Origin of the sequence: Pseudomonas serboccidentalis, from assembly GCF_028830055.1 — a bacterium.
In the GTDB taxonomy this organism is placed as follows: Bacteria; Pseudomonadota; Gammaproteobacteria; order Pseudomonadales; family Pseudomonadaceae; genus Aquipseudomonas; species Aquipseudomonas serboccidentalis.
This window is the reverse complement of sequence record NZ_CP101655.1, coordinates 5,426,691-5,440,834: the sequence shown is the minus strand read 5'-3', so window position 1 is coordinate 5,440,834 and position 14,144 is coordinate 5,426,691. Positions and strand designations below refer to the sequence as shown.

At 61.5% G+C, this 14,144-nt stretch carries 12 protein-coding genes; 3 read left to right on the top strand and 9 right to left on the bottom strand.

Features of this window, described 5'->3' with window-relative positions; translation table 11 throughout:
- Nucleotides 1-45: 45 nt before the first annotated feature.
- The 3 genes from NN484_RS24800 to NN484_RS24790 all read left to right on the top strand — a co-directional run bounded on the left by NN484_RS24800 (nt 46) and on the right by NN484_RS24790 (nt 3,478).
- Nucleotides 46-267: a hypothetical protein gene (locus NN484_RS24800; RefSeq protein WP_215502348.1), complete on the top strand. Its 222-nt coding sequence runs from the start codon at nt 46-48 to the stop codon at nt 265-267.
- A gap of 196 nt (nt 268-463) precedes the next feature.
- Nucleotides 464-1,780, top strand: a complete 1,317-nt coding sequence (locus NN484_RS24795; protein WP_274658141.1) for an OprD family porin — start codon at nt 464-466, stop codon at nt 1,778-1,780.
- A gap of 192 nt (nt 1,781-1,972) precedes the next feature.
- On the top strand, nt 1,973-3,478 hold the full coding sequence (locus NN484_RS24790; RefSeq protein WP_274658140.1) for a sensor domain-containing diguanylate cyclase: 1,506 nt from the start codon (nt 1,973-1,975) through the stop codon (nt 3,476-3,478).
- 149 nt (nt 3,479-3,627) lie between these two features.
- Here the strand turns inward: NN484_RS24790 and lpxC are convergent, their stop codons facing one another.
- The 9 genes from lpxC to murD all read right to left on the bottom strand — a co-directional run bounded on the left by lpxC (nt 3,628) and on the right by murD (nt 14,143).
- Nucleotides 3,628-4,539 carry a UDP-3-O-acyl-N-acetylglucosamine deacetylase gene (gene lpxC / locus NN484_RS24785; protein ID WP_007916984.1) on the bottom strand — a complete coding sequence of 304 codons (912 nt, stop codon included), beginning with the start codon at nt 4,537-4,539 and terminating at the stop codon, nt 3,628-3,630.
- 112 nt (nt 4,540-4,651) lie between these two features.
- Nucleotides 4,652-5,848, bottom strand: coding sequence for a cell division protein FtsZ (ftsZ, locus tag NN484_RS24780; RefSeq protein WP_025109282.1), 1,197 nt, complete (start codon nt 5,846-5,848; stop codon nt 4,652-4,654).
- Between the two features lie 104 nt (nt 5,849-5,952).
- On the bottom strand, nt 5,953-7,212 hold the full coding sequence (ftsA, locus tag NN484_RS24775) for a cell division protein FtsA (protein ID WP_003228014.1): 1,260 nt from the start codon (nt 7,210-7,212) through the stop codon (nt 5,953-5,955).
- A 15-nt stretch (nt 7,213-7,227) separates the two neighbouring features.
- On the bottom strand, nt 7,228-8,094 hold the full coding sequence (locus NN484_RS24770) for a cell division protein FtsQ/DivIB (RefSeq protein ID WP_041073143.1): 867 nt from the start codon (nt 8,092-8,094) through the stop codon (nt 7,228-7,230).
- Between the two features lie 4 nt (nt 8,095-8,098).
- A complete protein-coding gene (locus tag NN484_RS24765; RefSeq protein WP_127648167.1) occupies nt 8,099-9,073 on the bottom strand; it encodes a D-alanine--D-alanine ligase in 975 nt (324 codons plus the stop codon).
- Nucleotides 9,070-10,530, bottom strand: a complete 1,461-nt coding sequence (murC, locus tag NN484_RS24760) for a UDP-N-acetylmuramate--L-alanine ligase (RefSeq protein WP_127648166.1) — start codon at nt 10,528-10,530, stop codon at nt 9,070-9,072. Before murC ends, NN484_RS24765 begins: the two co-directional genes overlap by 4 nt.
- Nucleotides 10,523-11,593, bottom strand: coding sequence for an undecaprenyldiphospho-muramoylpentapeptide beta-N-acetylglucosaminyltransferase (gene murG, locus NN484_RS24755; RefSeq protein ID WP_127648165.1), 1,071 nt, complete (start codon nt 11,591-11,593; stop codon nt 10,523-10,525). Before murG ends, murC begins: the two co-directional genes overlap by 8 nt.
- Nucleotides 11,583-12,800 (bottom strand): putative lipid II flippase FtsW, encoded by a 1,218-nt coding sequence (gene ftsW, locus NN484_RS24750; protein ID WP_127648164.1) that lies wholly within the window; start codon nt 12,798-12,800, stop codon nt 11,583-11,585. The genes murG and ftsW overlap by 11 nt, the downstream gene beginning before the upstream one ends.
- Nucleotides 12,797-14,143, bottom strand: coding sequence for a UDP-N-acetylmuramoyl-L-alanine--D-glutamate ligase (gene murD, locus NN484_RS24745; protein WP_215502349.1), 1,347 nt, complete (start codon nt 14,141-14,143; stop codon nt 12,797-12,799). Before murD ends, ftsW begins: the two co-directional genes overlap by 4 nt.
- Between the last annotated feature and the right edge of the window lies 1 nt (nt 14,144).

Below are 14,144 nucleotides of genomic sequence, written 5' to 3'. Positions count from 1 at the left end.
TTTGCCCGCACCAAACAGCACTTGCCAAGCAAGAAGGTTTTCAAGATGTCCAACAGTATGGGTATTGCCAGCGCTTTCGTTTTGTCCTCATTGTTCCTGTCGCCGATGGCGATGGCTGAAGAATCGCAGTCGTTCGTAGCGCACAATGCCGCTCGCGCTCACGCATTCGAACAGTCTCAGGCAGACGTGATGGCCGAGTCGCAAGACGCCTCGCAAGCCCCACAGGCCGCCACTTCCCAAGCTCAAGCGTCTGAGAAAGACAGCTGAGTCGCGCACCACGAAAAATTTCCCTCGACGCGGTGGTTCGGCTCTTCCCGTTCAACCGTCGTCCTTCCAGGCCGCTGTCTTTCAGCGGCCTTTTTTTCGTTGTGGTCTGAAAGCCGTTTGGTTCGTCTGTAACAACAAGAAATATCCCGCCCCTCAAGACATTGAGTGTCAGTTGACCCAAGGAGCTCCATCGCAAGTGCGTTACCCAGTCAGCTTCACCCCGCTGTTCATTGCAATTGCCGCAACGATTGCCCCCACCGCCCATGCCGACGAAACCGCCAGGGAAGGTTTCGTCGAAGGCTCGAGCCTCAACCTCAACGCTCGCAACTACTACATGAATCGCAACCGTCTGCAGCAGACGGACGACAACATCGAGTGGGGCCAGGGGTTTCTCGGGATCTTCAAGTCGGGTTACACCGAAGGCACGGTCGGTTTCGGCATCGATGCCCACGCCATGCTCGGGCTGAAACTCGACGGCGGTGGCGGTACCGATGGTTCGAGCATCCTGCCGATCAGCGATGGCAACGGCAAAGCCCCGGGCGCGTTCTCGACCGCCGGCGGCACGCTGAAAATGCGTGCGTTTGATACTGAACTGAAGGCTGGCGACCTGTTCCTGACCAACCCGGTGATTGCCGGCGGTGACAGCCGCATGCTGCCGCAGACCTTTCGTGGCGTCAGCCTGACCAACCACAGCTTCGACGGCTGGATGTTCGAAGGTGGCCAGGCCAGCTTCACCAAGCCTTACAACCAGAGCGGTCGCCAGCGCATCGGCACCTCGTACGGCAAACTCGCCGACGGCGACGAAAGCCGCCACCTGAACTGGGCCGGGGTTTCCTGGAGTGGCGTCGAAGGCCTGACCAGCAACCTGTACGCCGCCGAGCTGAAGGACATCTGGAACCAGTACTACTACGACCTCGACTACACGTGGCAGTTGAGCGATCTGGTCAGCCTCAACCCGGGCCTGCACTTCTATCACACGCAAGACACCGGTGACGCGCTGCTGGGCGACATCGACAACAACACCTACAGTCTGCACTTCACCGTCGGCATCGGCAGCCACAGCGTTACTGCTGCGTATCAGCGGGTCAACGGCAACACGCCGTTCGACTACATCAGCCAGGGCGACAGCGTTTACCTCGACAACTCCCAGCAGTACTCGGACTTCAACGGCCCGAACGAGCGTTCGTGGAAGCTCAAGTACGCCTACGACTTCGCCGGTCTCGGCCTGCCGGGCCTGACCTCGGCGGTCTCTTATTCGCGCGGCACCGTGGACCTGACCAAGGTCGATCCGGACAGTAAGGGCTATGCTTCGTGGTATAGCGCCGACGGTCGCAACGCCAAGCACTGGGAGCGCGACATCGACTTGAAATACGTGGTGCAGAGCGGTCAGGCGAAAGATCTCGCAGTACGCCTGCAGTGGGCGACCAACCGTGGCGGCAACGGCTACGGCGCGATCGACACCGACACAGATGAATACCGTGTAATTGTCGACTACCCGATCAACGTCTTCTAAGATCCACCAAAGTCAGTCGCGACTGGCACAGAACCTGTGGCGAGGGAGCTTGCTCCCGCTGGACTGCGCAGCAGCCCCCTCTTCAAAAACGGGGGCCGCCAGGCGCCCCAGCGGGAGCAAGCTCCCTCGCCACAGATGGTTCAGTGTTTGTGCAACTACGCTTATAAGACTTCCCCAACCGACAACCCCACCATGATCGCGAGCCGTACCCCACCTGCTGCGGGCAAGACCGGACGTCCCGAATTGCTGCTGATCTGCGGCAGTTCGCTGACGGTGATCGCGATTCTGTGCATCGTCACGTTTTTGCTGATCCGCGAGCACGCCAACGCTCAGGAGTCGGCCACCCGCAGCGCCACCACCATCGCGCAGTTGATCGACGCTGACGTCCTGCGCACCGTCGAGTTGTACGACCTGACCCTGCAAGGCTTGATCGCCGCCGCGCAGCGCGATGACTTGCGCGACGTCAGCCCGCAGATCCGCCATCTGGCCTTGTTCGACCGCTCGACCGCTGCGCGCTTCAAGGGCGACATCCTGTTGCTCGACAAGCATGGCGATGTGATCGCCGATTCATCGCGGATCGAACCCAAACCGGGCAACTTCGCCGACCGCGAATACTTCCTCGCCCACGCGTTCAACCGCGACACCGGCATGTTCATCAGCCGCCCCTTCAAGACGCGCTGCAGTTGCGACGAAGCCAACCAGTGGCGTATCAGCTTCAGCCGGCGGATCTCCTCGGACACCGGCGAATTCGCCGGCGTGGCCGTGGCGTCGATGAAGCTCGATTATTTCGATCAGCTGTTCAACAGCCTCGACATCGGCAAAGACAGCACACTGAACATCATCAACAGCGACGGCATCCTGTTGGCGCAGAAGCCGTACCTGCAAAGCGATTCCATCGGCAAGAACTTCGGCAACCGGCCCAACGTGGTGCGGATCCTCGCAGACAAGGATGGCAATGGCAGTTTCACCAGCACCTCGAGCATGGACCATCAGCAGCGCCTCTACACCTATTCGCGGGTCGGTAATTTGCCGCTGACGGTGATGGTTGCGCTCTCCAGCGAAGAGGTGTTTGGTACTTGGCGCCGTACCGCGATGTTGATCAGCGGAGCCACCGGCGTGCTCTGTTCGGGTCTGCTGTGGCTGACCTGGCTGCTCGCCCGCGAACTGCGTTTGCGCCAACGCGCCGAACGCGAACTGGCGCAACTGGCCGCCACCGATGCGCTGACCGGCTTAGCCAACCGGCGGATGCTCGACCAGTCGCTGCGCCACGAATGGTTCCGCGCCCAGCGCTCGGGGCAGCCGTTGTCGGTGATGATGATCGACGCCGACCACTTCAAGGCCTTCAACGATCGCCATGGGCATCAGGCCGGTGATCAGGCGCTGCGCGAACTGGCCAAGGTGATCACAGCGAACGTGCGACGACCGGCAGACCTGGTCGCCCGCTATGGCGGCGAAGAGTTCTCGGTGATCCTCGCCGAAACCGGCAGCACCGGCGCTCGGCAGATTGCCGAGCATATTCGCCAGGCGGTCGAACAAATGCCGAGGGTCGAGGGCGCGGATGTGGCGATGACCGTCAGCATCGGCATCAGCACCTGGACGGCGGCGGTCGAGATGTCGCTGGAGCAACTGCTGTTTGCGGCGGACAAGGCGTTGTATCAGGCCAAAGAGAGTGGTCGCAATCGCGTAGTCAGTTCGTAAGATCAAAAGATCGCAGCCTTCGGCAGCTCCTACTTTTGGAATACATTTCCCTGTAGGAACTGCCGAAGGCTGTGATCTTTTGCTTTTAACAGGGGCATAAAAAAAGGCCATCCGAGGATGGCCTTCAAAAAACTAGAGAGGTTTTTTACTTACACTGCCGCAACCGGGCGCATGTAAGAGATCGGTGCAGTGCTCGCGTCTTCGAACGTCACGACTTCCCACGCATCTGTCTGCTCAATCAACTTGCGCAGCAGCTGGTTGTTCAGTGCATGACCGGACTTGAAGCCTTTGAACTCACCAATCAGGCTGTTGCCCAGCAGGTACAGGTCGCCAATCGCATCGAGGATCTTGTGCTTCACGAATTCGTCTTCGTAGCGAAGGCCGTCTTCGTTCAGTACACCATCGGCATCTACCACGATCGCGTTTTCAACGCTGCCGCCGAGTGCGAGGTTGTGCTTGCGCAGGTACTCGATGTCACTCATGAAACCGAAAGTACGGGCGCGGCTGACTTCTTTTACGAACGAAGTGCTGGAAAAATCCACGCTTGCACTTTGGGTGCGGTCCCGGAAAACCGGGTGATCGAAGTCGATCTCGAAACTCACCTTGAACCCTTCGAAAGGGACGAAAGTGGCGCGCTTGTCGCCGTCTTCCACTGTCACTTCACGCAGGATGCGGATGAATTTCTTGGCGGCGTCCTGCTCTTCCAGGCCTGCCGATTGAATCAGGAATACGAACGGTCCAGCGCTGCCATCCATGATCGGGACTTCGGACGCGGAGAGCTCGACGTAGGCGTTATCGATGCCCAGGCCAGCCATGGCCGAGAGCAAGTGCTCTACCGTGTCCACTTTGACGTCGCCGTTAATCAGCGTCGTCGACATAGTGGTTTCACCGACGTTTTCCGCGCGGGCAGGAATCTGCACCACAGGGTCGAGGTCAGCGCGACAAAACACAATGCCAGTGTCGACAGGCGCAGGCTTGAGGGTCAGGTAGACCTTCTCCCCGGAATGCAGGCCTACACCTGTGGCACGGATAATATTTTTCAGTGTGCGTTGTTTAATCATGGCTTGGGCCGCTTCAGCGCAAATTGCGAACTGGTATCAACAAAGGCTGGCGATAATAGCAGACCGAGCCTTTGCTGAACACCAATCACCGTCATAGCCCTGATACATTCCATCAATCGGCCTGACGACGCAGGAATGCCGGGATGTCCAGGTAGTCCAGATCGTCCTGCGGGTTCATCTTCGCGGCAGTCGCAGCACCGGCCTGAGCCTGGTTGCGCATGACGGTCGGACGGTCCAGGTCACGGTAGTTCACCGCCGGTGCTTCCTGACGCGCAGGGGCCGGTTGTTGAACCTGAGCGGCGGCCATGGAGGTGTGAACGGTGTTGTCGATGACCTTCACAGGCTTCTCGATTTTCGCGCCCAGACCGGTGGCAACCACAGTCACGTGCAGCTCGTCGCGCATGTCCGGATCGATAACGGTACCGACCTTGACCATTGCGTGCTCGGAAGCGAAGGCTTCGATGATGCTACCCACGTCGGAGTACTCACCCAGAGACAGGTCAGGACCGGCGGTGATGTTCACCAGGATGCCGCGCGCGCCTTGCAGGTTCACGTCTTCCAGCAGCGGGTTGCGGATCGCCGCTTCAGTGGCTTCACGTGCACGGTTCGGACCGCTGGCGCAGCCAGTGCCCATCATCGCCATGCCCATTTCGCTCATCACGGTACGCACGTCGGCGAAGTCGACGTTGATCATGCCCGGACGCTTGATGATGTCGGAGATACCGCGCACGGCACCGGCCAGTACATCGTCAGCCTTGGCGAAAGCCGACAGCAGGCTGGCGTCTTTACCGAGGATGGTCAGCAGCTTCTCGTTAGGAATGGTGATCAACGAGTCGACGCTTTCGGAGAGCATGCGGATGCCTTCATCGGCGATCTGCATACGCTTGCGGCCTTCGAACGGGAACGGACGGGTCACGACCGCAACGGTCAGGATGCCCATTTCCTTGGCCACTTCGGCGATGATCGGCGCAGCACCGGTACCGGTACCGCCGCCCATGCCAGTGGTGATGAACACCATGTTGGTGCCGGCCAGCACTTCAGCGATGCGCTCGCGATCTTCCAGCGCAGCCTGACGGCCGACTTCCGGGTTGGCGCCGGCGCCCAGGCCTTTGGTCACGCCGGTGCCCAGTTGCAGGATGGTCCGCGCGCCGATGTTTTTCAGCGCTTGAGCATCAGTGTTGGCGCAGATGAATTCAACGCCTTCGATGTTGCTCTTGACCATGTGGTTGACAGCGTTGCCGCCGCCACCGCCAACACCGATAACTTTGATTACCGGGCTTGCGGGGATGTTGTCTACGAGTTCGAACATTTTCCCTCTCCTTACATTCTCTAGTTTTTTCGCCTACTGCATTTTTGTTGCGGTGCATCTACTGCTACTGCTTGCCGCCTGAAGCTTGAAGCTCCGAGCTGCTTTTAAAAGTTGCCTTGAACCCACTTCTTCAATCGGTCCAGCAACGGCGCCTGTGGCTCATCGTTGCTGTAGCTGTCGCGGCTGCCGATGCCCGAGAACGAGATCCCGTCGGACTGCTTCTGCAGGCCGTACATCAACAAGCCAACGCCAGTGGAATAAATCGGGTTGCGGACCACGTCATCCAGGCCCTTCACGCCATGCGGCACCCCCAGACGAACCGGCATGTGGAAGATTTCCTCGGCCAGTTCGGTGGCGCCTTCCATCTTCGACGTACCGCCGGTCAGGACAATGCCCGCCGGGATCAGGTCTTCGTAGCCGCTGCGACGCAGTTCGGCCTGGATCAGGGTGAACAGTTCGTCGTAACGCGGCTCGACCACTTCGGCCAGGGCCTGACGCGACAGTTCGCGCGGTGGACGGTCGCCCACGCTCGGCACCTTGATGGTTTCGCCGGCACCGGCCAGTTTGGCCAGGGCGCAGGCGTAGCGGATCTTGATCTCTTCGGCGTACTGGGTCGGGGTGCGCAACGCCATGGCGATGTCGTTGGTCACCTGATCACCGGCAATCGGGATCACCGCGGTGTGGCGGATCGCGCCTTCGGTGAAGATCGCGATGTCAGTGGTGCCGCCGCCGATGTCGACCAGGCACACGCCCAGTTCTTTTTCGTCGTCGGTCAGCACCGAGTAGGCCGAAGCCAGTTGCTCGAGAATGATGTCGTCGATTTCCAGACCGCAGCGGCGCACGCATTTTTCAATGTTCTGTGCAGCGTTGACGGCGCAGGTGACCACATGAACCTTGGCTTCCAGACGTACGCCAGACATGCCCAGTGGCTCGCGAACGCCTTCCTGGTTATCGATCACGTAATCCTGCGGCAGGGTGTGCAGCACGCGCTGGTCAGCCGGGATCGCCACGGCCTGGGCGGCGTCGAGTACACGTTCAAGGTCAGCCGAGCTGACTTCGCGATCACGAATCGCCACGATGCCGTGGGAGTTCAGGCTGCGGATGTGATTGCCGGCCACGCCGACGAACGCCGAGTGAATGCGGCAGCCCGCCATCAGTTGGGCTTCCTCGATCGCGCGCTGGATCGATTGCACGGTGGACTCGATGTTCACCACCACGCCCTTCTTCAGGCCGCGGGATGGGTGAGTACCGATACCGACGATTTCCAGCGTGCCGTCGTCCGCGACCTCGCCTACCAGCGCCACCACCTTGGAGGTGCCGATATCCAGACCGACGATCATTTTGCCGCTTTGCACGTTTGCCATGGGTCCTGCCTCTTCTTAATTCTTTGCGACAGCGGGTTGGGCTGTCGTCGGCGCTACTGGTTCCCGCCAGCCAACAGCGAGGCCGTTGGCGTAGCGCAGATCGATGCGCGCAATGTTCGTAATCTGGTCTTTAAGCGTCTTGTCATAGATGGCAATGAAGCGGCGCATCTTTTCCACCAGGTTGCCGCGTCCCAGCAGCAACTCGATGCCGGGGCCCGAACTGCCGGCACCAGTGGTCAGGAACCAGCTGCCGCGTTCACGCAGTTCCAGGCGTGCAATCGAGAAGCCCAGCGGCCTGAGCATCTGGCTCAGCACCTGGTATTGCTGCATCACTTGCTGCTGGGCCCGTTGAGGGCCGAACAGTTGTGGCAGGTGTTCGTAGTTCGCCAGTTCCTTTGGCGTGAACGCCTGGCCCTGGTTGTTCAGCAGCGACTCGTCGCCCCAACGGGCCACTGGCAGTTGCTCTTCGAGGCGGATCACCACCTGGTCCGGCCACACCCGGCGTACTTCGGCGTGGGCGATCCATGGCATTTGCTCAAGCTCGGTGCGCATGCCGGCCAGGTCGATGGTGAAGAAGCTCGACGCCACGTACGGGGCGATTCGCTGCTGCACCGCTTGCTGGCTGATGTAGCTCAGGTCGCCCTGCACGGCGATCTTGGTGATCGGCCGGTCGGCGTACGGCAGCAAACGCTGCGCGCCTTCGTAGGTACCGAACCCCAGCGCCACCAGCAGCACCGGCCAGAACAGGCTTTTCAGAAAACCGAAATTGGCTTTCGGCAGGCGCGCAGACATCGGCTCTTTGGCCACCATTCGGCTGGCACCCCGCGGCACCGGCTTGCGGCCGGGTGCGGGTGGCTGATGTCTGAGCTGAGCGCCTTGCATGGTCTTAACCTCGCGCCTCTTTATTACCGGAGCCTTCAACACTGGCGGCCAGAATGGCCAGGACCAGTTGCTGGAAATCCAGACCGGCAGCACGCGCCGCCATCGGCACCAGGCTGTGATCGGTCATGCCCGGTGCGGTGTTCACTTCCAGGAACCAGAACTGCCCGTCGGCGTCCTGCATCACGTCCGCCCTGCCCCAACCGGCAATACCCAGCGCCTCACAGGCCTTGGCCGTGAGATCCATGAGTTCCTGTTCCTTGGCGGCATCCAGCCCGCACGGAATGCGGTACTGGGTATCGTTGGCGATGTACTTGGCGTCGTAGTCGTAGAACGTGTGCGGTGTACCCAGGGCGATAGGAGGCAACACCTGGTCACGCAGGGTGGCGATGGTGAACTCCGGACCTTGAATCCATTGCTCAACCAAGACTTGCGAATCGTAGGTACTGGCCGCTTTCCATGCGTCGATCAACTCGGACGCAGAACTCACTTTGGCCATCCCGATACTTGAACCTTCATGCGCCGGTTTGACGATCAAAGGGAAGCCCAGTTCCGTCGCGGCGGAAATACAATCGGCTTCGCTGCACAGTACGGCGTGACGCGGCGTCGGAATCCCGAGGCTGTGCCAGACCTGCTTGGTGCGCAGTTTGTCCATCGCCAGTGCCGAGGCAAGAATGCCGCTGCCGGTGTACGGAATGCCGGCGCATTCGAGCAGGCCCTGCATGGAGCCGTCTTCACCGCCACGACCGTGGAGGATGATGAACGCGCGGTCGATCTTTTCATTCAGCAGACGCTGCAGAAAATCCTCGCCGACATCGATCCCGAACGCGTCCACGCCGGCGCTTTGCAGCGCGTCGAGTACAGCGTTACCGGATTTCAGCGAAACCTCACGCTCGGCACTCATGCCACCAAACAGCACGGCGACACGGCCGAAGTCTTTCGGCGCGATAGTGGAGAACAGGTTGGCGTAGGCAGCAGTCATTTCAACTTCCCCTCGACCGACGCGGCCACGGCGCCGGCGAACAATTCACTTTTCAACAGCTTCGGCGCGAGACCGCCGATATCACCGGCGCCCTGGCACAGCAGGATGTCGCCGGCACGCAGCAGCGGTTTGACCAGCGGCGCCAGGTCGACACCGCGCTCGATGTAGATCGGGTCGAGCTGACCGCGCTGACGGATGCTGTTGCACAGCTTGCGGCTGTCCGCACCCGGGATCGGCTCTTCGCCGGCCGGATAGACTTCCATCAGCAGCAGCACGTTGGCGTCGGCCAGTACATTGACGAAATCGTCGTACAGGTCACGGGTGCGGCTGTAGCGGTGCGGCTGGTAGACCATCACCAGACGGCGCTCCGGCCAGCCACCGCGTACGGCTTTGATCACGGCGGCGACTTCGGTCGGGTGGTGACCGTAGTCGTCGACCAGCATCACGTTGCCGCCGTCCACCGGCAGTTCGCCGTAGACCTGGAAGCGTCGGCCAACGCCCTGGAACCCGGACAGGCCCTGGACAATGGCTTCATCGCTGACGCCTTCGTCGGTGGCGATGCAGATGGTTGCCAGCGAGTTGAGCACGTTATGGTTGCCCGGCATGTTCACCGACACATCCAGCGGCTCACGGTCCGGGCGCAGCACGGTGAAGAACGTCTGCATGCCCTGCTGGCGCACATTGATTGCGCGCACGTCAGCGTCTTCGCTGAAGCCGTAGGTCACGGTCGGACGCTTGACCAGCGGCAGGATTTCACGCACCACCGGATCGTCCAGGCACATCACCGCCAAACCGTAGAACGGCAGGTTGTGCAGGAATTCGACGAAGGTTTTCTTCAGTTTGTTGAAGTCACCGTCGTAAGTCGCCATGTGGTCGGCGTCGATGTTGGTCACCACCGCCACCAGCGGTTGCAGGTGCAGGAAACTGGCATCGCTTTCGTCGGCTTCGGCGATCAGGTAGCGGCTGGTGCCGAGCTGGGCATTGGTGCCCGCAGCATTCAGACGGCCACCGATGACGAAGGTCGGATCCAGACCACCGGCCGCGAACACCGAAGCGATCAGGCTGGTGGTGGTGGTTTTGCCGTGGGTACCGGCGACGGCGATGCCGTGGCGATAGCGCATCAGCTCGGCGAGCATTTCGGCACGCGGGACCACTGGAATGCGGCGCTCCAGCGCGGTCGCCACTTCCGGGTTGGAGGTGTTGACGGCGCTCGAGACCACCAGCACATCGGCGGTCGCGGCGTTCTCGGCGTGGTGGCCGATATAAATGTGCGCACCAAACGATTCCAGACGCTCGGTCACCGGCGAAGCTTTCAGGTCGGAACCGGACACTTCATAGCCGAGGTTCAGCAGCACTTCCGCGATACCGCACATGCCCACGCCGCCGATACCGACGAAGTGAATGCGACGGATGCGGCGCATTTCCGGTTGCGGCATGGCTTTCTGATTCTCAACCATGGGCCACCTCCAGACAGGTATCGACCACGCTACGGGTGGCATCGGGTTTGGCCAGACGGCGGGCCGCTTGGGCCATTTCTTCGAGTCGTTGCGGTTGCATCAAGACCTCTGTCAGGCGCGCGGCAAGGTCCGCGGCACCAGTCGTTCTTTGCGGCATCAGGAAGGCTGCGCCTTCACGGGCCAAATAATCGGCGTTGCGGGTCTGGTGATCGTCGATCGCGTGGGGCAAAGGCACCAGTATCGAGGGCAGACCGACGGCAGCCAGCTCACTGATGGTCAGCGCGCCAGCGCGGCACACCACCAGGTCAGCCCAGCCATAGGCCTGGGCCATGTCTTTGATGAACGGCTGCACCTGCGCATCCACGCCGGCGGCGCGATAGCGCTCTGCAGTCACTTCATCGTGGTTTTTGCCGGCCTGATGAAACACTTCCGGGCGCAAATCGGCAGGGACTTGCGCCAGGGCTTCAGGCAGCAACTTGTTCAACGGTTCTGCGCCCAGGCTTCCGCCAAGGATCAGCAAACGCGCTTTGCGACCGGCCAGGGCAGGTCGCGATGTTTCGAGGAACAGCTCGCTGCGCACCGGGTTTCCGGTGGTACGGCGGGTGTCCGACAGAGTAAAGGTGTCGGGGAACGCTTCACACACCCGGGCGGCGAACGGCACCAGCAACCGATTGGCGGTGCCGGCCACGGCGTTCTGCTCGTGAACGATCACCGGCACACCGGCCAATTTGGCGGCGATACCACCAGGACCGGTCACATAACCACCGAAGCCGACCACGCAGACTGGACGCAGCTTGCGAATCACCGCCCGCGCCTGCCACACCGACTTGAGCAGCATGAACGGTGCCTTGAGCAGCGACAGCTTGCCCTTGCCACGCAACCCCGTGGCATTGATGCGGTGCAGCTCAAGACCTGCAGCCGGCACCAGATCGTTTTCGATCCCGCGTGGCGTGCCGAGCCAGTGCACGGTGTAGCCGCGCGCCTGGAATTCGCGGGCACAGGACAGCGCCGGGAACACGTGGCCGCCGGTACCGCCGGCCATGATCAATACGTTAGCGCCCATGGTTCGGCTCCTCGGCGAAGTCGCTCTCATGGAACTCCATCTCTTCACTGCCCAGGTGGGTTCGACTCTCCCACTCGATCCTCAGCAACAAGCCAAGGCAGGCGCAGCAGATCACCAGGGAACTGCCGCCATAACTGAGGAACGGCAGGGTCAGCCCCTTGGTCGGCAGCAGGCCGACGTTCACCCCGATGTTGATCAGGAACTGGCCGATCCACAGGAACGACAGACCGTAGGCCACGTAGGCCGCGAAGAACTGCTTGGCCTTCTCGGCCCACAGACCGATGTACATGCCACGGATACACACGAAGACGAACAGCGCCACGGTGCACAGCGAACCGACGGCGCCCAGCTCTTCGGCGAGCACCGAGAACACGAAGTCGGTGTGCGCTTCAGGCAGGTAGAACTGTTTCTGCACACTGTTGCCCAGGCCAACGCCCAGCCACTCACCGCGACCGAAGGCAATCAACGCTTGCGACAACTGATAGCCGGCGCCGAACTGGTCGGCCCACGGGTCAGCAAAGTTGGTCAGACGCGCCATCCGGTATGGCTGCATCTGAATCAGCAAGACCACGGCCCCGACCGCCAACACCACCATCAGCGAGAAACGGAACAGCCCGACCCCACCGAGGAACAGCATCGCTGCCGCAGCCCCCATCATCACGACGGTGGCACCGAAGTCCGGCTCCATCAGCAACAGGCCCGCCATCGGCAGCAGCACGATGAACGGCTTGAAGAAGCCCATCCAGCTCTCGCGCACTTCTTTCTGCCGACGCACCAGGTAACCGGCGAGGTAGATCACCACGAACACCTTGGCAATCTCGGACGGCTGCACGTTGAAGAAGCTGAAACCGATCCAGCGCATCGAACCGTTCACTTCGCGGCCGATCCCGGGGACGATCACCATCACCAGCAGACCGAATGCGCCGATCAGCATCATCCAGCCCAGACGCTGCCAGGTGGCGATCGGAATCATCATGGTAACGATGCAGGCACCCAGGCCCAGCGCCACATAGATCAGGTGGCGAATCATGTAGTACAGCGCGCTGCCCGATTGCGCCGCCGCCACTTCGGTGGACGCCGAGGCAATCATGACCAGGCCCAGGCCCAGCAGCGCCAGGCAACCAGCGAGCATCGGGAAGTCGAGGTCAATGCCACGGCCAGTGATGATCGGCGACGGGTACGGCTTGATGATATTGCGCAGGCTCATGCCAGATCCTCCACGGCGCGGACGAACTGGTGACCACGGTCTTCGTAATTCTTGAACATGTCGAAACTGGCGCAGGCCGGCGACAGCAGCACCACGTCACCTGGTTGGGCGACCGCACGGCATTGCTCGACGGCGTCGACCAGCGACGTGGCGCGAATCAGCGGCACAGCGTCGCCGATGGCGGCGCCGATCTTGTCGGAATCACGACCCATCAGGATCACGGCGCGGCAGTTGGCCGCCACCGGATCACGCAAGTCGTTGAACTCGGCGCCTTTGCCGTCGCCACCGGCGATCAGAATGACCTTGCCGTCGATGTCCGCACCCAGGCCTTCGATAGCCGCGAGCGCCGCACCGACGTTGGTGGCCTTGGAATCGTTGTAGTAGCCGACGCCGTCCAGATCACGAACCCACTGGCAGCGATGTTCGAGGCCGGTGAAGTTGCGCAGCGCATCCAGCATGGCGTCGAACGGCAGACCGACCGCATGACCGAGCGCCAGCGCCGCGAGGGCGTTGGCCTGGTTGTGCGCACCGCGCACTTTCAGTTCGCGCACCGGCATCAGGTTCTGGAATTCGAAGGCCAGGTATTTCTCGCCGTTTTCTTCACGCAGGCCGAAGGCTTTGAAATCCGGCTTGTTCAGACCGAAGGTCCAGCATGGCTGACCTTCGCCGATCAACGGACGGCTGAGCGCGTCCTGGCGGTTGACCACGAACTGCTTCGCCCCACGGAAAATCCGGTGCTTGGCCAGGTGGTACGCCGGCAGGCCGCTGTAGCGGTCCATGTGGTCTTCGCTGATGTTGAGTACGGTGGCCACTTCGGCGTTGAGCTGGTCGGTGGTTTCCAGCTGGAAGCTCGACAGCTCCATCACGTACAGCTCGACGTCGTCGCTGAGCAACTCAAGCGCCGGCGTACCGAGGTTGCCGCCCACCGCGACGCGTTTGCCGGCCGCAGCCGCCATCTCGCCGACCAGGGTGGTGACGGTGCTTTTCGCGTTGGAACCGGTAATGGCCACGATCGGCGCCCGTGCGTTACGCGCGAACAGCTCGATGTCGCCGGACATTTTCACGCCACGGGCCGCAGCGGCTTGCAGGGCCGGGGTCGCCAGCGCCAGGCCGGGGCTCACGTAGAGCTCGTCGGCACGGCACAGGAATTCGACGTCCAGCTCGCCACAACGCACTTCCACGTGCGGATAGTCACGCTTGAGCGTGGCCAGTTCCGGTGGATTGTCCCGCGTATCGGCGACGGCAAACGACACGCCCCGGTTCGCCAGGAAGCGAACCAGGGACATGCCGCTCTTGCCGAGGCCGACAACGATGCGGAAGTGGTCAGAAGCGATCAGAGACACT